The organism is Citrobacter sp. VF227 (genome assembly GCF_052950715.1).
Map to the genome: position 1 here is coordinate 29,801 of NZ_JBRFVF010000003.1, position 20,525 is coordinate 50,325.

Sequence of the window (20,525 nt, forward strand, 5' to 3'; positions counted from 1 at the left end):
TTCTCCTCCGTATTTCCTGTTGCAAGTGTCGCTCACGGTTGGCGATCGCGCAAATGTGCGCTGAAGGTCGTGGCATCCATAAAGCCCGTTACCCGAGCCTCCGGGTGCTCTTTCCCTTCAGCGTCAAAGAACAAAATAGTCGGCAAACCTAAAACCTGTAAATGCTTCAGCAGAGCAACATCCTGGGCATTGTTTGCCGTCACATCCGCCTGCAAAAGCACTGTGTTGCCGAGCGCTTGCTGAACCTGTGGGTTACTGAACGTATACTTCTCAAACTCTTTGCAGGCCACGCACCAGTCGGCATACAAATCCAGCATAACAGGCTTGCCTTTAGCTTGCGCCAGTGCCTGATTTAGCGCATCTACCGATGCTACCGGCGTAAAGTTAAGATGCGTCTGGTCTTGAGCATGCGGCGCACCGAACGCCCAGTCCTGTAATGGTCTTACGCTGACCAGCGCTGCAGCTAACAGGACAATCTGCACGATGCGCATCCAGGCGTGCTTTGCCTGCAGGCTGGTGATGAATGCCCACGCAAAGAATGCGACGCCAAGCGCTGACCACAGGCGAGCGCCCCATTCGTCGCCAATGATGCGTTCGAGTAAGAAGACGGGAAGCGCCAGAATGACAAAACCAAAAGCGGTTTTGACATGCTCCATCCAGGGGCCGCTTTTAGGTAACAGGCGATTGCCAAATACGGTAATCAGCATCAGAGGTAATCCCATCCCCAGCGCGTACAGATACAGCGTGCCGCCTCCCAGCCACATGTTCCCGCTCTGAGCGATATACAGCAAAATCGCGCTTAACGGGGCTGTGGTACAAGGAGAACAGATGAGACCTGCGATCGCCCCCATCGCAAAGACGCTACCGGGAGAACCACCTTGCTGGCGGTTACTCATCAATGTAAGGCGCGTTTGCAGCGATGAAGGGAGCTGCAGCGTAAACAAACCAAACATCGATAACGCGAGCAGCGTAAAGATGACGGCAAGGCCAATCAGAACGTAAGGATGCTGTAGTGCGGCCTGGAACTGCAATCCAGCGGCCGCAACAACCAGACCCAACGCGGTATAGGTGAGCGCCATCCCCTGGACGTAGATAAACGTCAGCAACAGTGCGCGCCCGGTTGATAATCGTTGCTTGCCGCCCAGCACGATGCCGGAAATCAATGGATACATCGGTAATACGCAGGGCGTAAACGCGATGCCTATTCCGATCAGTAATGCCCACAGAGCGGTAAAGGGGAGTTTGGCTGCGGGCTCCGGTTGCTCTTGCGGCGCGACAGTGGCTGGCACTGGCGCAGGTGTTGCCTGGGTATCGGCGGATACTTCACTTAACGGTACGGTTTTGGTTTCTGGCGGGTAGCAAAATCCGGCGTCAGCACAGCCCTGGTACGTGACCGTTAATGTTGCGCCAGATTTCGCCTGATTGATCGTGACCGGGATGGTCAACTGTTTACGGTATATCTCACTTTTGCCGTAAAACTCATCTTCATGCCAGACCCCCGGCGGTAGTTTTACCTCGGCGATATCAGCCTGAGAAGGCGTAATGCTTATCTGTTTGCGATACAGATAATAGCCATCTTTAACCTGCCATGTGAGGTTCAGATCGTGTTGGTTTTGCTGGAAATCAAAAACAAACGCCCGATCGGCAGGTACAAACTGCGAGCGGCCTGGCGCGTCAAATAATCCGGCAAAAGTAGATGTGCTGCACAGCAGCAGGATCAGCGTAAGGATGCGTTGAGCCATGAGCGGTAATCAAAGTCTCCGTGAATGACGGGTAAAACCAGAAGTTCAGGTGTTTGATATGGATGATGTGACTTCAGGCAATCGAGTAGGGCTTGCTGGTGCGTAACGGTGGTTTTTAAAATCATCTGGACTTCATATTCCTGCTCCAGTTTACCTTCCCAATAATAGAGGGAGGTCGCACCGGGCAGTAGCGTTACACAGGCGGCTAGCTTTTCCGCCAGCACTTTTGCAGCCAGATCCTGGGCGGTTGCTTCATCCGGCGCAGTACAGAGCACCACAACGGTATCGGGGATGGAAATATCCTGACTCTTTACATCAAGCATAAACACCTCGAAAGAACAGAGTAACCAGCTAAAGAGTGGTCACTATACAACGGACGAGGGAAGGATGTTAGCTAAAGCGGGGTGATAAAGAGGAGGAACTGCAGGGTGCGAAGGCACCCTGCAGTAAAGTCTTATAGCATGAAGCTGCCCAGCAAGAAGCCGAAGCAGACAGCCAGAACGACACCCAGAGTACCTGGGATGAAGAACGGATGGTTAAAGACGAATTTACCGATGCGGGTTGTTCCGGTGTCATCCATCTGAACCGCCGCAACCAGAGTTGGGTAGGTTGGCAGAATGAACAGGCCAGAAACCGCGGCGAAAGACGCAACAGCAGTCAGCGGGGAAACGTTCAGAGCCAGAGCCATCGGCATCAGTGCTTTAGCGGTTGCAGCCTGAGAGTACAGCAGTGCAGAAGCAAAGAAGAAGATGACCGCCAGCAGCCACGGATGACCCTGGATTACGCTACCTGCAGTATCTTTGATCCAGTCAATGTTGTGAGATACGAAGGTATCACCCAGCCATGCAACACCCAGGATACAAATACAGGCGCTCATACCGGCTTTGAAGGTGCTGGAGTTCAGGATGGAGTCAGTTTCAACGCGGCAGATGATTGTCGTCAGCGTCGCGATGCTCAGCATGATGATCAGGATTGCGTTGGTGGTGTTCATCAGCGGTTTAGCGACCAGGCCAAGGCTTGGGCTGTTGATGATGGCGTATACAACGACGCAAACCACGCCCAGCAGGAACAGCCAAACGGAGGTTTTCGCGCCAGCTTTGATTTCAACTTGTCTTTCACCGCGCAGTTCAACCAGGCCTTCTTCCAGACGCTTACGATAAATCGGGTCGTCAGACAGTTTGGAGTTGAACAGTGCGGTGATCAGGAAGGACATCACCAGAACGGCCAGCAGAGTGGATGGAATGACCACGGACAGCAGGTGAATGTAGCTGATGCCATGACCTTCCATGACGGAAGACATGTAAACCACAGCCGCGGAGATTGGAGACGCCGTAATCGCAATCTGTGCGGAAACCACCGCGGTAGAGAGCGGACGGCAAGGCTTGATACCTTGCTCCTTCGCGACTTCAGCGATAACCGGCAGAGTAGCCAGAGAGATGTTGCCGGTACCGGCAAAGATCGTCAGGAAATAGGTCACGATAGGTGCAAGGATCGTGATGTATTTCGGATTCTTACGCAGCAGTTTTTCAGTTTGATGAACCAGATAGTCCAGACCACCGGCAATCTGCATGGCAGAGATAGCAGCGATAACCGCCATGATAATGGAAATAACATCGAACGGAATATTACCCGGTTTTACGCCAATAGCGGCAAGAACCAGAACACCCAGCCCACCTGCAAATCCAATACCTATACCCCCAAGTCTGGCACCTAAAAAGATTGCCAGCAAAACGATGATAAGTTCTAAAACTATCATATTAGCCTTCCTTGTTGTTTAACAAGTTGATATTAAATTGTTGTTTTTAAGTAACTTCGAGTAAGAAAAAAGGCACGTCATCATGACGTGCCTTCTCCGGTACTACCCTACACGATTACTGTTCGCTTTCATCAGTATAACGTTTTGCTTTATAAGCAGGGTGCATCAGGTTCTGTGCAGAGAAGATATCGTCCAGTTCAGACTCGGTCAACAGACCGCGTTCCAGGACAACTTCACGTACGCTCTTACCGGTTTCGGCACAAATTTTACCGACGATGTCGCCGTTGTGGTGACCGATGAACGGGTTGAGGTAAGTAACGATGCCGATGGAGTTGAATACAAACGCTTCACAGACTTCTTTGTTAGCAGTGATACCACTAACGCATTTTTCCAGCAGGTTGTAGCAAGCATTGCTCAGAATGTGAATGGATTCAAACATTGCCTGGCCAATGACCGGTTCCATTACGTTCAGCTGCAGCTGACCCGCTTCAGATGCCATGGTGACAGTGATGTCGTTACCGATGACTTTGAAGCACACCTGGTTTACGACTTCCGGAACAACCGGGTTCACTTTTGCTGGCATGATAGAAGAACCCGCCTGCAGTTCTGGCAGGTTGATCTCGTTCAGACCAGCACGTGGGCCAGAGGAGAGTAAACGCAGGTCGTTACAGATTTTGGACATCTTAACAGCCAGACGTTTCAGTGCGCCGTGCACCATAACGTATGCGCCGCAGTCAGACGTCGCTTCAATCAGGTCTTCAGCAGGAACACAAGCGAAGCCAGTGACTTCAGCCAGTTTCTGTACTGCCAGCGGGGAATATTCTTTCGGCGTGTTCAGACCTGTACCGATTGCCGTTGCGCCGAGGTTAACTTCCAGCAGCAGTTCTGCGGTACGACTAATGTTTTTCACTTCTTCTTTCAACAGTACGCTGAAAGCATGGAATTCCTGACCGAGAGTCATCGGTACAGCATCTTGCAACTGGGTACGACCCATTTTCAGGATGTCCTGGAATTCAACAGCTTTTTGTTCGAAGCCTTCACGCAGTTGGTTCAGAGCATCAATCAGTTTGATGATGGATGCGTAAACAGCGATACGGAAGCCGGTTGGGTAAGCGTCGTTGGTAGACTGACATTTGTTAACGTGGTCGTTCGGGTTCAGGTACTGATATTCACCTTTCTGGTGACCCATCAGTTCCAGACCGATATTGGCCAGCACTTCGTTGGTGTTCATGTTGACGGAGGTACCCGCACCACCCTGGTAAACGTCTACCGGGAATTGATCCATGCATTTTCCGTTATTCAGGACTTCATCACACGCCGCGATGATGGCATTTGCCACACTCTTAGGAATGGTTTGCAGCTCTTTGTTGGCCATTGCCGCTGCCTTTTTAACCATTACCATACCGCGAACAAATTCAGGAATGTCGCTGATTTTGTTGTTGCTAATGTAGAAGTTTTCAATCGCTCTCAGAGTGTGAACACCGTAGTAGGCGTCCGCTGGAACTTCCCTGGTACCCAACAAGTCTTCTTCGATACGAATGTTGTTTAACATGTGAACCTTCTTTTTCAAGCTGCCAATGATTTGACTAAACACACAGGATATATGTGATTTCGATTGTTTCTCGACCGACGATTATCCCCTGCATCGGTCTGATACTCGAGATCATATGCTGGTTCAGGATTTCTACCGTAATCTGGATCACTTAAAGCGTGGAATTTACCCCTTATTTATTATTCTGTGAAATGGATCACCCCTTTGTGATTAACCCTAAATATTAGTGTACAAGCCGCTTGAAATTTTGCTAACCACCACAATATCAAACCGATGCGAGTCACATAATTTTCGTACAGGCGTTGAAAAAAACGACTGTTATTAACAGGAGATCCCCTTGCGCTGGATACCACTAATTGCCATTTTTCTCTATGTTTACATAGAGATATCCATTTTTATTCAGGTCGCCCATGTATTTGGTGTCCTGATGACGCTGATTTTGGTTATTTTTACGTCGGTTATCGGTATGTCACTGGTTCGTAACCAGGGATTTAAGAACTTTTTACTGATGCAACAAAAAATGGCGGCTGGTGAAAGTCCGGCTGCAGAAATGATCAAAAGCGTGTCGCTGATTATCGCTGGTTTGCTGTTGGTGCTGCCCGGCTTTTTCACCGATTTCCTCGGTCTTCTCCTTTTATTACCTCCGGTGCAAAAACATCTGACGATGAAACTGCTGCCGCATTTACGTTTTTCGCGGATGCCGGGTGGCGGTTTTAGTGCTGGAACCGGTGGCGGTGAGACCTTCGACGGTGAATTTCAGCGTAAAGACGATGAGCGCAACCGTCTTGATCATAAAGACGACGATCGTCGAGACTGACCCCGCAGGCCCGGTAAGTACTACCGGGCTTTTTTATTGCTTATTTGGCCTCAGCCATTTTCCGACTCGGTAAAAACAGCCACAGCCCAGCCAGCATAATCAGGGCGTACAGGCTCTTCCAGCCAACCATCGTCAGTAGCAGTAGACACAGCAGACCGCCAATGACTGCCAGTGCGCGGTAATGCCCTTTCAGTAATCGACATCCCGCCAGCATGCACAGCAGGTAAATCATAATAAAAATGCCGTTGGCATAGACGATTAACGCATCGAGATTGATTTGCAGCATATAGATGCACAAGGTACTCACCACGCAGCAGCCCAATACGGCGTTTAGCGCATTGCGTGGAAGGTGACGGGGAGACAGACGTGCCAGATGACTCTCCGGTTTATACTGTGCTTGCGACCAGACCAGCCGGGCGAAGCTTTGAATATAAATGTTAAGGCTGGCAAAACAGGCCAGATAACCAATGATGCAGGCGACCCACAGTGCCTGTACGCCAAACAGCTGCACGACGATCTCTGGCAGTGATGCCGCTGCCGCCATCTGTTCGCCGTAGGCGCCAAAATGAAGCACGACGACGGTGCATGCCCAATAAACAGAGCCCGCCAGCAGCAGACCTATCATTAGCGCGCGCGGGAAATCCCGCTCAGGATTTTTGAATTCAGACGCCAGATGAGCAAAGGCTTCAAGGCCAACAAAACACCAGAACATCACCGACAGCGCGGCGAATAGCCCGGGTAGTTCAATATCGCTAATCGCAGGGAAGGGGATTTCGCCAGGTTTCAGATCGCCCGCCCACCAGATAGCGACAATGAGGGCAACAATCAGTCCGGCAATGACCGTTTGCAGATTCGCGCTGGAGCTTGCGCCGCGAGAGCCGATATACCAAACCAATCCCAGCGTACCGAGTTCCGCCAACAGCAGTTGCTCGTCATGCCAGCCAAACATCGCCTGGCCAAATCCGGCGGCGATGTGTAATGCCGCGGGCAAGCCGACGGGAATCACCGATAAAAACAGCCATCCGGTGACGCGCTCCAGGCGTGAGCCAAAGGCCATGCCGACAAAATGCGCTACGCCGCCCGCGCTGGGAAAATGGCGACCCAGTATGGCAAAGACAATCGCCACGGGAAAAACTAAAACAATCAGCACCGGCCAGGCCCACAAACTGTTGTTGCCGGCCACCAGCGCAGCCAGCGCAGGGACGGCGAAAACGCCTGTACCTAACAATGATGTCGACAACAGGCCAACGCCCTGAGCCAGTCCCAGCTCTTGTTTCAGTCCGCTCATAAGTTGTTATCCGGTTATGCCCAATGACGGGCTACAGCGCAGATTTTTGATGGTATCACAATCGGATTTGCTTATGACGACGCGGCTGAAATCGTTATGAAATGTGAGGCGCGTCGGCGTTTTGACGGGATTTTCTGCTGATAAAAATTTTTTTTCGCTTGCCCCCTTGAAGGCACAAAACCCCATCCCCATCTCTCTGGTCACTAGCCGGGAAACCGTTTACGGGCCGGCGTCACCCATAACTGATAAAGACTTTCTCAAAGGAGAGCTATCAATGAGTATTCGTCCGTTACATGATCGTGTGATCGTCAAACGTAAAGAAGTTGAATCTAAATCTGCTGGTGGCATCGTACTGACCGGTTCTGCAGCAGGTAAATCAACTCGTGGCGAAATCATCGCTGTCGGTAAGGGTCGCATCCTGGACAACGGTACCGTACAGCCGCTGGACGTTAAAGTCGGCGATATCGTTATTTTCAACGATGGCTACGGTGTTAAATCTGAGAAGATCGACAATGAAGAAGTGTTGATCATGTCTGAAAGCGACATCCTGGCAATTGTTGAAGCCTAATCCGCGAACGACACTGAACATACGAATTTAAGGGAAAGAGAAAATGGCAGCTAAAGACGTAAAATTCGGTAACGACGCTCGTGTGAAAATGCTGCGCGGCGTAAATGTACTGGCAGATGCAGTGAAAGTTACCCTCGGTCCAAAAGGCCGTAACGTAGTTCTGGATAAATCTTTCGGTGCACCGACCATCACTAAAGATGGTGTTTCCGTAGCACGTGAAATCGAACTGGAAGACAAGTTCGAAAACATGGGTGCGCAGATGGTGAAAGAAGTTGCCTCTAAAGCGAACGACGCTGCAGGCGACGGTACCACCACCGCAACCGTACTGGCTCAGTCCATCATCACTGAAGGTCTGAAAGCCGTTGCTGCGGGCATGAACCCGATGGATCTGAAACGTGGTATCGACAAAGCTGTCGCTGCTGCCGTTGAAGAACTGAAAGCACTGTCCGTACCGTGCTCCGACTCTAAAGCTATTGCTCAGGTTGGTACTATCTCCGCTAACTCCGACGAAACCGTAGGTAAACTGATCGCTGAAGCGATGGACAAAGTCGGTAAAGAAGGCGTGATCACCGTTGAAGACGGTACCGGTCTGCAGGATGAACTGGACGTGGTTGAAGGTATGCAGTTCGACCGTGGCTACCTGTCTCCTTACTTCATCAACAAGCCGGAAACTGGCGCAGTAGAACTGGAAAGCCCGTTCATCCTGCTGGCTGATAAGAAAATCTCCAACATCCGCGAAATGCTGCCGGTTCTGGAAGCCGTTGCGAAAGCAGGCAAACCGCTGCTGATCATCGCTGAAGATGTTGAAGGCGAGGCGCTGGCAACTCTGGTTGTTAACACCATGCGCGGTATCGTGAAAGTGGCTGCGGTTAAAGCACCAGGCTTCGGTGACCGTCGTAAAGCGATGCTGCAGGATATCGCTACCCTGACCGGTGGTACCGTTATCTCTGAAGAGATCGGTATGGAGCTGGAAAAAGCAACTCTGGAAGATCTGGGTCAGGCTAAACGCGTTGTTATCAACAAAGACACCACCACCATCATCGATGGCGTGGGTGACGAAGCTGCAATCCAGGGTCGCGTGACTCAGATTCGTCAGCAGATCGAAGAAGCAACTTCCGACTACGACCGTGAAAAACTGCAGGAGCGCGTAGCGAAACTGGCAGGCGGCGTTGCAGTTATCAAAGTAGGTGCTGCGACTGAAGTTGAAATGAAAGAGAAGAAAGCCCGCGTTGAAGATGCCCTGCACGCGACCCGTGCTGCGGTAGAAGAAGGCGTGGTTGCTGGTGGTGGTGTTGCGCTGATCCGTGTAGCAAGCAAAATTGCCGGCCTGAAAGGCCAGAACGAAGACCAGAACGTTGGTATTAAAGTTGCGCTGCGCGCAATGGAATCCCCGCTGCGTCAAATCGTGCTGAACTGCGGCGAAGAACCTTCTGTAGTGGCTAACACCGTGAAAGCGGGCGACGGTAACTACGGCTACAACGCTGCAACTGAAGAGTACGGCAACATGATCGACATGGGTATCCTGGATCCAACCAAAGTAACGCGTTCTGCTCTGCAGTACGCTGCTTCTGTTGCGGGTCTGATGATCACCACCGAGTGCATGGTTACCGACCTGCCGAAAGGCGATGCGCCTGACTTAGGTGCTGCTGGTGGTATGGGCGGCATGGGCGGTATGGGCGGCATGATGTAATCATGTTGTTCTGAATCTCTCAGAATTGAGAAACCCCTGGGCAGAAATGTCCGGGGGTTTTTCTTTTGGTCATCTTTTTAGTATATGATTCAGCTACGGACATAACGTCCAGCTAATTGATTATGGGGAATGACATGCACGTGAAATATTTAGCAGGGATCGTTGGTGCCGCGCTACTGATGGCGGGTTGTAGCTCCAGCAACGAACTGAGTTCTGCCGGACAAAGCGTACGCTTTGTCGAAGACAAGCCTGGCGCAGAGTGTCAACTGATTGGCACCGCAACCGGCAAACAAAGTAACTGGCTTTCTGGCCAGCACGGCGAAGAGGGTGGTTCAATGCGTGGTGCCGCAAACGATCTGCGTAACCAGGCCGCAGCAATGGGTGGTAACGTGATTTATGGCGTCAGCAGCCCATCACAAGGAATGCTTTCCAGCTTTGTTCCTACTGCCAGTGAGATGACTGGCCAGGTTTATAAGTGCCCTAATTGATTACACTTCATCCTGCCTCCTTGTTGGCTGCGCTATGAAACCCCAGTCACATAGCTATCTATGCTCCTGGGGATCTCTTTGCTTGCCGCCGTGATGCAGATTGAATGATTTTGCGTAATGAAAAGCACTTACCAAATTCGCTTGGTCATAGGCCTGATAAGCGCAACGCCATCAGGCATTCTGAACTTTTTGCGCAGACTGGACGCGTAAATGATGTAGTGCGCGCAAGCATTGATCCTGAGTGAGCTTTTGCGCCTTATCACTCGTCAACGTTCTGACAAATACCTGACAGGGTACGCCCGCTATTTTTTTCAGCCGAGGGCTGAAATCGAGAAGACGACGAGTAATGGCTTCGGCTTCTTTGCTGCCGGAAAGGGCGCGAGTTTTTACTACCGATCCACAGAACTGGACTTTCCCTTTTTCATCCTTATAACGATAGATAATCGCCAGATAATGATTAAACAGGTTATGCTTCCATTCTGGTTGTGTATAAGAGTCGTATTCAAGATTGTCGTTTTGCTGGCAATCAACATCATACAGCGGCAGAAAATCCAGTAGTGATGTAATTCGTAGCGCCAACTCCCGCATGCCTGCATTATTTATTGCATGAATAATTGCATGGACCAGCACTTGAATCTGTAATTCATTAACCCGTAGTTCGTGCGTTTTTCCGTCATGCAACGTCAGAGAAAATGTTAAGTATTCCCCTTTATTATTCACTAACATGAGCGAATTTATGCGAAAGTTAATATCCGCGTTCCTTAACTCATCTTCCTGAATTAAAGGGATATTTTCGTGCATTTTTTTGCTGGCTTTGTCACGTTCTTTTTCATATTGCAAACGAGCGTCTTCGCTAAGCTGGTGCTTTGTATAGAGTCTGCTCTCGAGCGCGATAAGCAGATCTCTTAGTCCAAGCGGAGAGAGAAAAAATAACGACTCTTTATTTCTTGGTTCTTTAATCTTCAATGCCAAAGCAACAAATTCATTCTTCTGACGAATAACGCCGGTATTAATACCTTTAATACTGATAGTCATCAAAGGTTCTCCCTAACCATATATTTATTAAAAATCTAGATTTGACCTGATTTATATGTTTTGCAAATAATAAATTGCGCGCCGCGAGTTAAAATAGCACATATTAAAAGTGCGACTCCACCTACAGGGATAGTAAATAATCGCGATCGATAGCGAGTGTCCGAAATCGGACACTCAATAATGACTATTGTTGGCGTAACTGCAGATCCAACGGTGTTTTACTTGGTTCTCCACCAATTTCACGTGCCAGTTTAGGGACCATATAGCCGGAAACCAGTGTCAGCAGCTCACGCATAATACGACGCGCTTCATCGTCGCTGACCATAAAGTGGGCGGCACCCTGCACTTTATCCAGTACGTGCAGGTAATAGGGCATCACACCGGCATCAAACAGCGCGTTACTCAGGTTGGCCAGCGTTTGTGCGTTATCGTTCACGTCACGCAGCAGTACGCTTTGGTTGAGAAGCGTGACGCCTGCAGCACGCAGTCTGACCATCGCCTGGCGAAATGTCTCATCGACTTCATTCGCGTGGTTAATGTGATTGACCAGCAGAATTTGCAGGGAAGAGTGCGCAAAACGTTCGATCAGTCCTTCAGTAATACGTGCTGGGATAACAATCGGCAAACGGCTGTGAATACGCAGACGCTTAATATGCGGGATGTCTTCCAGTTGCGTGAGCAGCCAGTCCAGTTCATGGTCTTTAGCCATTAACGGATCGCCACCGGAGAAGATAATCTCATCCAGCTCAGGATGTGCGCTAATGTAGTCCAGAGCGACCTGCCAGTTGCGCTTATTGCCCTGGTTTTCAGCGTACGGGAAGTGTCGACGGAAGCAATAGCGACAATTTACTGCACAACCACCTTTAACCAACAGCAGCGCACGGTTGCGATATTTATGCAGCAGACCGGGAACCACGCTGTGCTGTTCCTCCAGTGGATCGGTGGAGTAGCCAGGTGCAGAAACGAACTCTTCCTGAGAAGTCAGTACCTGACGCAGAAGAGGATCGTCCGGATTGCCTTTTTCCATGCGGGCAATAAACGTACGTGGTACGCGCAGGGCGAAAAGCCGTCTCGCGTCGCGTCCGGCCAACAGTTTTTCATCTGCGTCTATATTCAAAAGATGCAGAAGTTCATCAGGATCGGTCACAACATCGGCAAGTTGCGATAACCAATCTTCTCTGGATGGGGTATTTAGGGTTACAATATGCGCCATTTTGTGGCTTAGCTACCAGTTAACAATTTTCAGAGGGCCTTATGGCAACGTACTATAGCAACGATTTTCGTGCTGGTCTTAAAATCATGTTGGACGGCGAACCTTATGCGGTTGAAGCCAGCGAATTCGTTAAACCAGGTAAAGGCCAGGCATTTGCGCGCGTTAAGCTGCGTCGCCTGCTGACCGGTACTCGTGTAGAGAAAACCTTCAAGTCTACTGACTCCGCTGAAGGCGCAGACGTAGCTGACATGAACCTGACCTTCCTGTATAGCGACGGTGAGTTCTGGCACTTTATGAATAACACCACTTTCGAACAGCTGGCTGCAGACGAGAAAGCGGTAGGCGATAACGCCAAATGGCTACTGGACCAGGCTGAATGCATCGTGACCCTGTGGAACGGTCAGCCGATCTCCGTGACTCCGCCGAACTTCGTTGAGCTGGAAGTTGTTGAAACCGACCCAGGTCTGAAAGGTGATACCGCAGGTACTGGCGGCAAACCGGCTACCTTGTCCACCGGCGCAGTCGTTAAAGTTCCGCTGTTCGTACAGATCGGCGAAGTGATCAAAGTGGATACTCGCTCAGGCGAATACGTTTCTCGCGTAAAATAAGATATCTCATTGATTATATGGCGCAGGTTACTGCGCCATACTTTTTCCAGGGCAGGAATGATGAAACGTCTTCTCGGTCTTGTAATGCTCATTTCTTTCACCTGCACCTTGTTGACGGGGTGTAATACCGCGCGCGGCTTTGGTGAAGACATCAAACATCTTGGCAGTTCAATCTCTCACGCCGCCAGCTAATCCTCTCTCATAGTCTTAAAAATGGTTGTTTATCCATCATCCTTGCGGATCTTGTCTATTATTAAGTAGCTATACACAAACAATATTGGCTAGAAAAGGAAGACGTTATGGTTAAGAAGACAATTGCTGCGATCTTTTCTGTGTTGGTACTTTCTTCTGTATTAACCGCGTGTAACACCACGCGAGGCGTAGGGCAGGATATTTCTGAAGGCGGTAGCGCCATCTCTGGTGCAGCGACAAAAGCTCAGCAATGACCATCAACGGTACGACGTTGTGTCGTACCGTTAATTACCTTTCTCGGCTAGTGAGAGAAACGGCGAGAATCGATTCCCCAGGTGCAGTTTCATGCGGATATTCCGTTTATAGGTGTAGACTGTCTTGCCATGAATGCTGAGGGCGGCAGCTATCGCATTGTTACTCACACCATCCATCCACATCGATAATACTTTCTCTTCCTGGGGCGTAAGCAGCGGAGACGCGTTTTCGCCGATTTCTAAGGTGGGACGAACCTGGAGCGCCTCCTGAATGGTGTTCGAAAGTGCGTTCAGAGTGGCGTGCTTAGTTAAAACCGAATGGGCGACGGATTGAGGGGAAGCAAGAGAGGGATGTAATCTGTCAGCTGATTGCAATAAAATCAGCGGAACGACGCCGCAGCTCATAAAAAAGGGCGTAATTGGCGGGCTGGGATGCGTCTCGCTAATAAAACTGTATAAATCCGCGATCACCAGATGCGGCTTCCACTGCAAAATATGCTCTTTTGCTAACAGGAGGTTATTTATTCCTGATACCAGAAATGAGGAGCTGAACCTGCCGGAATGATTAAGCAAGGCCTCAATCCCTGTGCGAGTATAGTGGCACCGGTCAATCACTAAAATTTTAAGCATAACCTTTTCGCATTCAGAAGAGAGGCAATCGACTTTCTGGATTCAGAAAGCCCTTCATCATAGAGAACTCCGATGAGCGCCAAACGCGGGAACTACGCCGCTAATTATGCTTAATTCTTGCTTTTAGTAGGTTGCGAATAAAAAGGTTGAAATTCATTTTCTTCCGGGCAAAAATGCCATTTCACACATCAGCTTTGCAGGACGACCTGCAAACGCTTCTTTCACCGGGGACGGCCCCATTGTTCTGGAGCCTGATATGTCCTGGATCGTTTTATTAATTGCAGGTCTGCTCGAAGTTGTCTGGGCGATTGGCCTGAAATATACCCACGGTTTTACGCGTTTGACGCCAAGCATTATTACCATTGCGGCGATGATCGTCAGCATCGCCATGCTATCCTGGGCAATGCGTACGTTGCCTGTCGGGACCGCTTATGCCGTATGGACCGGTATTGGCGCAGTTGGCGCAGCAATTACCGGGATTCTGCTGCTGGGTGAGTCTGCCAGCCCGGCGCGTTTACTGAGCCTCGGGCTGATTGTTGCCGGCATTATTGGCCTGAAGCTGAGCACCCACTAAGCGCCTGGTTGTTTTACCCAAATCAGTTTATTTACCTCAAACCCTTCCCGGGTCGCGACAGCCAACATTTGCTGTTTTATTTCGTCTGAAATAGTCGGGGTCCGTGAAAGGATCCACAGGTAGTCGCGATCCGGCCCGCAAACCAGCGCGTGACGATATTCCCTGTCGAGCGCAATCACGTTATACCCGCCATAGAAAGGGCCAAAGAACGAGACCTTGAGCGCAGCGCGGTTTGGATCGCCGGTGAAATAGGCTTTACCCTCGGTTTTCTGCCACATTTCCCTGTCAGGGTTATAGCCCTTGTTGATCACATTGATGCCGCCATCGTCGCGCAGGCTGTAGGTTGCGGTCACTTTTTCCAGTCCACGCTCGAATCGATGGTCGAAACGCGCAATTTCATACCAGGTGCCCAGATAGCGTTTGGCATCAAAGTTATTCACCACGGTAACGCCTTTCGGCGGTGTAGGGGTACTGCAAGCAACAACCAGAAATGCAGCCGTAACTGCAGCAACGATGGGCAGAATGCGCATAGTGTTTTCCTTACTGTTTTTTGTTAAGTGTAGATGACAGCAGGAAAAAAAGATCAAGAATGGAGGTCCGGTTTACCGGACCTCTTTGTCAGTTATTGCAACTTTTCCAGGATGCGCCAGGCGGCCTCTACGCGAGCCGGGTTAGGGTAGCTTTTGTTTGCCAGCATCACGATGCCAAGTTTTTTTTCTGGCACGAAGGCAACGTAGCTGCCAAATCCGCCAGTAGACCCTGTTTTATGCACCCATGAGGCTTTCACGGCCGGGGCTGGCGGATTTACCTCAACGGCGGGAAGTGCTGCCAGCGCTACTTTGCTGTCGCTACCGCTGATTATCGAGTCGGCTTTCACCGGCCAGTTAAGCATCTCCCAGCCCAGTCCCTGATACATATCGCCAATACGCCAGTAACGTGATTGCGCAAGCTCAATGCCCTGCTGGAGCGTTTTCTCCTTAACCTGGCTGGCGTCCATGTTGGCCTGAACCCAACGAGTCATATCGACGACGCTGGATTTCACGCCATAGGCTTCGGCATCAAGTTGTCCGGGGGAAACATGCACTGGCTTTCCTTCGCGATAGCCCCAGGCATAATCTTTTTGTTCGCTCTGTGGAACCGTAATCCAGGTATGCGCCAGTTTTAAAGGCTGCAGGACGCGTCTGGTTAGCGCCTCTTCATAGCTCATCCCTGAAGGTTTCACCGCTAGTGCGCCAAACAGGCCAATACTGGAGTTAGCATAGAGACGTTTAGCACCTGGAGCCCATTGCGGCTGCCAGTTTTGATAAAAGCGCAGTAATGCGGCTTTATCCGTAACGTCGTCGGGGATCTGAAGCGGCAGACCACCCGCCGTATAGGTGGCTAAGTGCAGCATGCTGATACCCCGCCATTGTTTGCCCGTCAATTCTGGCCAGTATTGCGTGACCGGATCGCTGAGCTTGATTTCGCCGCGGGCGATAGCATCGCCACCCAACACGCCGTTGAACGTCTTACTGACCGAGCCAAGTTCAAACAGTGTTTGCTGAGTAACGGGACGGTTATTGGCGATATCGGCTTTACCCCAGGTAAAGTAATACGGTTTCCCCTGGTAGATAATCGCCACGGCCATACCCGGAATAGCCTGTTCTTGCATCAGCGGTGTGATGGTGCGATTGACGATATCGGCAATGTGTTGTTCTGTTTTTGACGCGGCAAACGTTGAGAAAGAGGCTGTCAGCAGCAACGCGCAGCATATTGATTTTTTCATCATGAAATCAGTTCCGTTATAAAAAGCGAAAGAGTGTCCGGGCCCGTCAGACGCAATCAGTGTGTTTGATTTGCATCGTGTTGACAAACGGTTAAATTTAGCAGCAGATATAAGTTTTTCTAACAGGCCAGATGATGACGCGTCGCTATATCCCTCTAAACTCGCTGCGTGCTTTTGAAGCCGCGGCCAGACATCTCAGTTTGACCCGTGCTGCGATTGAACTCAACGTGACGCATTCTGCAATTAGCCAGCATGTAAAATCACTAGAGCAGCAGCTGAATTGTCAGCTTTTCGTGCGTGGTTCTCGTGGGTTAATGCTGACGACTGAAGGAGAAAGTCTGTTACCTGTACTTAATGACTCTTTCGATCGTATGGCGGGGATGCTGGATCGTTTTGCCACTCAACAGACTCAGGAAAAACTTAAAATTGGCGTGGTAGGGACTTTTGCGGTCGGCTGTCTTTTCCCTCTGCTGAGCGAATTTAAGCGCAGCTACCCGCATATTGATTTGCACATTTCCACCCATAATAACCGCGTGGATCCCGCTGCCGAGGGGCTGGATTATACCATTCGCTATGGTGGTGGTGCCTGGCACGATACCGATGCGCAATATTTATGTAGCGCGTTGATGTCTCCTCTGTGTTCACCGACATTGGCTTCGCAGATTAAAGTACCTGCGGACATCCTGAAATTTTCGTTACTGCGATCGTATCGGCGTGATGAATGGGCGCTTTGGATGCAGGCCGTCGGAGAAGCGCCGCCGTCACCGACGCACAACGTGGTGGTGTTTGATTCGTCCGTCACCATGCTGGAGGCCGCGCAGGCGGGGATTGGTGTGGCAATCGCCCCAGTCAGAATGTTCACGCATTTGCTCAGTAGTGAACGTATCGTCCAGCCGTTTTTAACGCAGATTGATCTGGGGAGTTACTGGATAACGCGTTTGCAATCTCGCCAGGAGACACCTGCGATGCGCGAGTTTTCACGTTGGTTGATCGGGGTATTGCACAAATAAAAAGGCCCGCCACTGGCGGGCCTGAAATTAACGTATGCGATTAGATGGTCAGGATACCAATCGCCGTTACAACGGTCAGGATCGCTGCCAGGCCGTAGAATACCCATTTGCCAGCAGGCACGTGGATTTTCAGGTCATGCATTGCGTGGTGCATACGGTGTAAACCGCACCACAGCGGCAGAACGATCATCAGGAACAGAAACGCACGTCCGATGAAGCTCTGAGCGAATGCCAGTACGCGTTCATAGGTGAAGGCATCAGGAACAAAGCCCAGCGGCAGCATAATGCCGACCAGCAGGATCATCACTGGCGCAATGATTGCGCTCCACATACCGCCTGCACCAAACAGGCCCCAGAATACGGGTTCGTCAGAGCGTTTTGGATTTGGATTAATCATTCCGGACTCCTTACCAGAACAGGGCAACAAACAGTATTACTACTGTCGCAACCACAGTAACTGCCCAGAGACCTTTGATGATCGGCTCTGGCCCCATTTTTTCGTCTTTTACGATGATGTTGGCGGCTTTAGGCGCCAGCTCAAACCAGGTTTTGGTATGCAGCAGCGCTGCTGCCAGGGCGATAACGTTCAGGATCACCACCACCGGGTTTTGTAAAAAGGCGACGAAGCCCATCCAGGACTCTGCACCATGCTTGAGTGCAAACAGGCCGATAATCAGTTCAATGCTGAACCAGACTGCCGGAACTGCCGTGCCTTCGCGCAGCATGTAAAAACGATAAAATGGCAGCTTTTTCCACCAGGTGGACGTCATAGGACGCACATAGGGTTTGCGTTTAGTCGTCATCGTGCACTCCTTAGCGTGGTTTCAGGGTAGCGATAAGAAAGTCTTTTGAACTTTCAACTTTACCCTGCTGAATGGCCGCAGCCGGATCGACGTGTTTCGGGCAGACTTCGGAGCAGTAGCCCACGAAAGTACAGGTCCAGACGCCGTTCGGGCTGTTCAATTGAGCCATACGCTCCTTCTTACCGTGGTCGCGGCTATCTTCGTTGTAACGATGCGCCAGCGTAATCGCAGCCGGTCCAATGAACTCAGGGTTCAGGCCGAACTGCGGGCACGCGGCGTAGCACAGACCACAGTTGATGCAACCGGAGAACTGATGATACTTCGCCATCTGCGCCGGAGTCTGGGTGTTTGGTCCCTGATCCGGTGTACGCGGGTTACCGATGATGTACGGCTTGATTGCTTCCAGACTTTCGATAAAGTGCGTCATGTCAACGACCAGGTCGCGCTCGATCGGGAAGTTGCCCAGCGCTTCAACCTTCATACCGCTGGTGTAATCACGCAGGAAGGTTTTGCACGCCAGTTTTGGCACATTGTTGACCATCATGCCGCAGGAGCCGCAGATCGCCATACGGCAGGACCAGCGGTAGCTCAGGTCCGGCGCCAGGTTATCTTTGATGTAGCCCAGCGCATCCAGCAGTGACGTGGTTTCATCATAAGGAACTTCGTAGAAAGCACTGTGCGGCGCGGTATCGGTTTCCGGGTTATAGCGCACCACCTCAACTTTCAGGTTTTTCATCTCAGCCATTCGCCTTCTCCTTCTTATCGGCTGCTTCCGCTTCGCCACCGTAAACACGTTTAGCCGGTGGCAGAGTGGTGATTTTCACGTCGCTGTATTCCAGGCGAGTCGTGCCGTCAGCATCGCGGAAGGCGAGGGTGTGTTTGAGGAAGTTCACGTCGTCACGCTCGGTGCAGCCTTCATCCAGACGCTGGTGCGCGCCGCGGGATTCTTTACGTGCCAGAGCGGAGTGCGCCATACATTCAGCAACGTTCAGACCGTGACCCAGTTCGATGGTGTACAGCAGGTCGGTGTTGAAGACGCTGGAAGTATCAGTGATACGTACGCGCTTGAAGCGCTCCTGCAGTTCCGCCAGCTTATCAACGGTTTTCTGCATGAGTTCCGGCGTACGGTAGATACCGCAACCTTCTTCCATGGAAATACCCATTTCGTCACGGATCTTAGACCAGTTTTCGTTACCTTCCTGGTTAACCAGATCTTTCAAGCGTTTTTCAACGCCAGCAACCTGTGCATCCAGAGCAGCACTGTTTGCAGCGCCAGCCGTTGCAGCGCGTTCCGCAGCTTGTTCACCGGCCATACGACCGAAGACCACCAGTTCCGCCAGAGAGTTGGAGCCCAGACGGTTAGCGCCATGCAGACCAACAGAGGAACATTCGCCGACAGCGAACAGACCTTTAATGCGGGTTTCACAGTGCTGATCGGTTTCGATACCGCCCATGGTGTAGTGTGCTGTCGGACGTACCGGGATCGGTTCTTTAACCGGATCGACACCCACATAGGCTTTCGCCAGTTCGCAGATGAACGGTAAACGTTCGAGCAGTTTTTTCTCGCCGAGGTGACGCAGGTCGAGGTGAACAACATCGCCACGCGGAGTGGAAATGGTGTTGCCTTTGCGCCATTCGTGCCAGAAAGCCTGAGAAACTTTGTCGCGCGGACCGAGTTCCATATATTTGTTTTTCGGCTCGCCCAGCGGAGTTTCTGGGCCCATGCCGTAGTCTTGCAGATAACGGTAGCCGTTTTTGTTGACCAGAATACCGCCTTCACCGCGGCAGCCTTCAGTCATCAGGATACCGGAGCCTGGCAGACCTGTCGGGTGATACTGAACGAATTCCATATCACGCAGTGGAACGCCATGGCTAAGTGCCATGCCCATACCGTCGCCGGTTACGATGCCGCCGTTGGTGTTGTAACGGTAAACACGACCTGCACCGCCCGTCGCCATCACAACGGCGTTAGCACGGATCTGCACCAGCGTGCCTTCCATCATGTTCATGGCTACCAGGCCGCGAGCATGACCATCGTCAACAAGGATATCCAGAACGAAGTGTTCATCAAAGCGCTGAATCTGCGGGAACTGCAAAGATGTTTGGAACAGCGTATGCAACATGTGGAAGCCGGTTTTATCCGCGGCAAACCAGGTACGCTCGATTTTCATACCGCCGAAGCGACGTACGTTGACGCTACCGTCTTCACGACGGCTCCATGGGCAGCCCCATTGTTCCAGTTGCGTCATTTCAGTTGGGCAGTGGTGGACAAAGTAATCCACGACATCCTGCTCACACAGCCAGTCTCCGCCTGCTACCGTATCGTGAAAATGGTAGTCAAAGCTGTCATGATCCTGCGCGACTGCAGCAGAGCCGCCTTCGGCAGCAACGGTATGGCTGCGCATTGGGTACACTTTTGAGATCAGTGCGATTTTAGCGTTGGGATTTGCTTGTGCGGCAGCAATTGCTGCACGCAATCCCGCGCCACCGGCGCCTATAATGGCAAGATCGGCTTGAAAGGTTTGCACGACATTCCTCCA

General features: G+C 51.0%; 23 protein-coding genes. 9 read left to right on the forward strand and 14 right to left on the reverse strand.

Translation table 11 applies throughout. The features are described from left to right. Positions 1–32: 32 nt before the first annotated feature. From ACU8YC_RS12455 to aspA, 4 genes are all read right to left on the reverse strand, one after another. The gene (locus ACU8YC_RS12455) at positions 33–1,742 is read right to left on the reverse strand and encodes a protein-disulfide reductase DsbD (protein WP_187259230.1); all 1,710 of its coding nucleotides are present in this window, start codon (positions 1,740–1,742) and stop codon (positions 33–35) included. Next, complete coding sequence (gene cutA, locus ACU8YC_RS12460) at positions 1,718–2,065, reverse strand: divalent cation tolerance protein CutA (protein WP_151217311.1); 348 nt, start codon at positions 2,063–2,065, stop codon at positions 1,718–1,720. Before cutA ends, ACU8YC_RS12455 begins: the two co-directional genes overlap by 25 nt. Positions 2,066–2,196: 131 nt before the next feature. Then, positions 2,197–3,498: an anaerobic C4-dicarboxylate transporter DcuA gene (dcuA, locus tag ACU8YC_RS12465; protein WP_151217313.1), complete on the reverse strand. Its 1,302-nt coding sequence runs from the start codon at positions 3,496–3,498 to the stop codon at positions 2,197–2,199. A gap of 115 nt (positions 3,499–3,613) precedes the next feature. Next, positions 3,614–5,050: an aspartate ammonia-lyase gene (gene aspA / locus ACU8YC_RS12470; protein ID WP_016151388.1), complete on the reverse strand. Its 1,437-nt coding sequence runs from the start codon at positions 5,048–5,050 to the stop codon at positions 3,614–3,616. A gap of 337 nt (positions 5,051–5,387) precedes the next feature. On the opposite strand from aspA, the gene ACU8YC_RS12475 reads away from it, so the two are divergent. Further along, the gene (locus ACU8YC_RS12475; protein ID WP_151217315.1) at positions 5,388–5,867 is read left to right on the forward strand and encodes an FxsA family protein; all 480 of its coding nucleotides are present in this window, start codon (positions 5,388–5,390) and stop codon (positions 5,865–5,867) included. A 40-nt stretch (positions 5,868–5,907) separates the two neighbouring features. Here ACU8YC_RS12475 and yjeH read toward each other — a convergent pair whose 3' ends face one another. Continuing rightward, positions 5,908–7,155, reverse strand: coding sequence for an L-methionine/branched-chain amino acid transporter (gene yjeH / locus ACU8YC_RS12480; RefSeq protein ID WP_187253589.1), 1,248 nt, complete (start codon positions 7,153–7,155; stop codon positions 5,908–5,910). Positions 7,156–7,429: 274 nt separating this feature from the next. On the opposite strand from yjeH, the gene ACU8YC_RS12485 reads away from it, so the two are divergent. The 3 genes from ACU8YC_RS12485 (at position 7,430) to ACU8YC_RS12495 (ending at position 9,901) form a co-directional block, all read left to right on the forward strand. After that, positions 7,430–7,723, forward strand: coding sequence for a co-chaperone GroES (locus ACU8YC_RS12485; protein WP_000027827.1), 294 nt, complete (start codon positions 7,430–7,432; stop codon positions 7,721–7,723). A gap of 43 nt (positions 7,724–7,766) precedes the next feature. Continuing rightward, the gene (groL, locus tag ACU8YC_RS12490; protein WP_003025464.1) at positions 7,767–9,413 is read left to right on the forward strand and encodes a chaperonin GroEL; all 1,647 of its coding nucleotides are present in this window, start codon (positions 7,767–7,769) and stop codon (positions 9,411–9,413) included. A 134-nt stretch (positions 9,414–9,547) separates the two neighbouring features. After that, on the forward strand, positions 9,548–9,901 hold the full coding sequence (locus ACU8YC_RS12495; protein WP_151217317.1) for a DUF4156 domain-containing protein: 354 nt from the start codon (positions 9,548–9,550) through the stop codon (positions 9,899–9,901). Between the two features lie 171 nt (positions 9,902–10,072). On the opposite strand, the gene yjeJ is transcribed toward ACU8YC_RS12495, so the two are convergent. Both yjeJ and epmB read right to left on the reverse strand, forming a co-directional pair. Further along, positions 10,073–10,936, reverse strand: a complete 864-nt coding sequence (yjeJ, locus tag ACU8YC_RS12500) for a YjeJ family protein (RefSeq protein ID WP_446895401.1) — start codon at positions 10,934–10,936, stop codon at positions 10,073–10,075. A gap of 184 nt (positions 10,937–11,120) precedes the next feature. Then, positions 11,121–12,149: an EF-P beta-lysylation protein EpmB gene (epmB, locus tag ACU8YC_RS12505; RefSeq protein ID WP_151217319.1), complete on the reverse strand. Its 1,029-nt coding sequence runs from the start codon at positions 12,147–12,149 to the stop codon at positions 11,121–11,123. Between the two features lie 41 nt (positions 12,150–12,190). Between epmB and efp the strand changes: the two genes are divergently transcribed. The 3 genes from efp (at position 12,191) to ecnB (ending at position 13,203) form a co-directional block, all read left to right on the forward strand. Beyond that, the gene (gene efp, locus ACU8YC_RS12510; protein WP_003025478.1) at positions 12,191–12,757 is read left to right on the forward strand and encodes an elongation factor P; all 567 of its coding nucleotides are present in this window, start codon (positions 12,191–12,193) and stop codon (positions 12,755–12,757) included. Positions 12,758–12,814: 57 nt separating this feature from the next. Further along, positions 12,815–12,949 (forward strand): entericidin A/B family lipoprotein, encoded by a 135-nt coding sequence (locus ACU8YC_RS12515; RefSeq protein WP_151217320.1) that lies wholly within the window; start codon positions 12,815–12,817, stop codon positions 12,947–12,949. 107 nt (positions 12,950–13,056) lie between these two features. Further along, positions 13,057–13,203 carry a lipoprotein toxin entericidin B gene (gene ecnB / locus ACU8YC_RS12520; protein WP_003025482.1) on the forward strand — a complete coding sequence of 49 codons (147 nt, stop codon included), beginning with the start codon at positions 13,057–13,059 and terminating at the stop codon, positions 13,201–13,203. Positions 13,204–13,233: 30 nt separating this feature from the next. Here ecnB and ACU8YC_RS12525 read toward each other — a convergent pair whose 3' ends face one another. Next, positions 13,234–13,833 carry a helix-turn-helix transcriptional regulator gene (locus ACU8YC_RS12525; protein WP_151217322.1) on the reverse strand — a complete coding sequence of 200 codons (600 nt, stop codon included), beginning with the start codon at positions 13,831–13,833 and terminating at the stop codon, positions 13,234–13,236. Positions 13,834–14,089: 256 nt separating this feature from the next. Between ACU8YC_RS12525 and sugE the strand changes: the two genes are divergently transcribed. Next, positions 14,090–14,407, forward strand: coding sequence for a quaternary ammonium compound efflux SMR transporter SugE (sugE, locus tag ACU8YC_RS12530; protein WP_000118520.1), 318 nt, complete (start codon positions 14,090–14,092; stop codon positions 14,405–14,407). Here sugE and ACU8YC_RS12535 read toward each other — a convergent pair. Both ACU8YC_RS12535 and ACU8YC_RS12540 read right to left on the reverse strand, forming a co-directional pair. Further along, complete coding sequence (locus tag ACU8YC_RS12535) at positions 14,404–14,937, reverse strand: lipocalin family protein (RefSeq protein WP_446895402.1); 534 nt, start codon at positions 14,935–14,937, stop codon at positions 14,404–14,406. The two genes, sugE and ACU8YC_RS12535, sit on opposite strands and share 4 nt — an antisense overlap. 92 nt (positions 14,938–15,029) lie before the next feature. Further along, positions 15,030–16,175 (reverse strand): class C beta-lactamase CMY-179, encoded by a 1,146-nt coding sequence (locus ACU8YC_RS12540; protein ID WP_187259226.1) that lies wholly within the window; start codon positions 16,173–16,175, stop codon positions 15,030–15,032. A gap of 131 nt (positions 16,176–16,306) precedes the next feature. On the opposite strand from ACU8YC_RS12540, the gene ampR reads away from it, so the two are divergent. Continuing rightward, positions 16,307–17,182, forward strand: a complete 876-nt coding sequence (gene ampR / locus ACU8YC_RS12545) for a LysR family transcriptional regulator AmpR (RefSeq protein ID WP_151224455.1) — start codon at positions 16,307–16,309, stop codon at positions 17,180–17,182. Positions 17,183–17,222: 40 nt separating this feature from the next. On the opposite strand, the gene frdD is transcribed toward ampR, so the two are convergent. Genes frdD through frdA form a run of 4 tightly spaced genes read right to left on the reverse strand, consistent with a single transcriptional unit; the run spans position 17,223 to position 20,513 of the window. Next, on the reverse strand, positions 17,223–17,579 hold the full coding sequence (gene frdD / locus ACU8YC_RS12550) for a fumarate reductase subunit FrdD (RefSeq protein WP_103768662.1): 357 nt from the start codon (positions 17,577–17,579) through the stop codon (positions 17,223–17,225). Between the two features lie 10 nt (positions 17,580–17,589). Next, complete coding sequence (gene frdC, locus ACU8YC_RS12555; RefSeq protein WP_151217327.1) at positions 17,590–17,985, reverse strand: fumarate reductase subunit FrdC; 396 nt, start codon at positions 17,983–17,985, stop codon at positions 17,590–17,592. A gap of 10 nt (positions 17,986–17,995) precedes the next feature. Continuing rightward, positions 17,996–18,730 (reverse strand): fumarate reductase iron-sulfur protein, encoded by a 735-nt coding sequence (frdB, locus tag ACU8YC_RS12560; RefSeq protein ID WP_137384014.1) that lies wholly within the window; start codon positions 18,728–18,730, stop codon positions 17,996–17,998. Beyond that, positions 18,723–20,513: a fumarate reductase (quinol) flavoprotein subunit gene (gene frdA / locus ACU8YC_RS12565; protein ID WP_048212906.1), complete on the reverse strand. Its 1,791-nt coding sequence runs from the start codon at positions 20,511–20,513 to the stop codon at positions 18,723–18,725. The genes frdB and frdA overlap by 8 nt, the downstream gene beginning before the upstream one ends. Positions 20,514–20,525 lie beyond the last annotated feature (12 nt).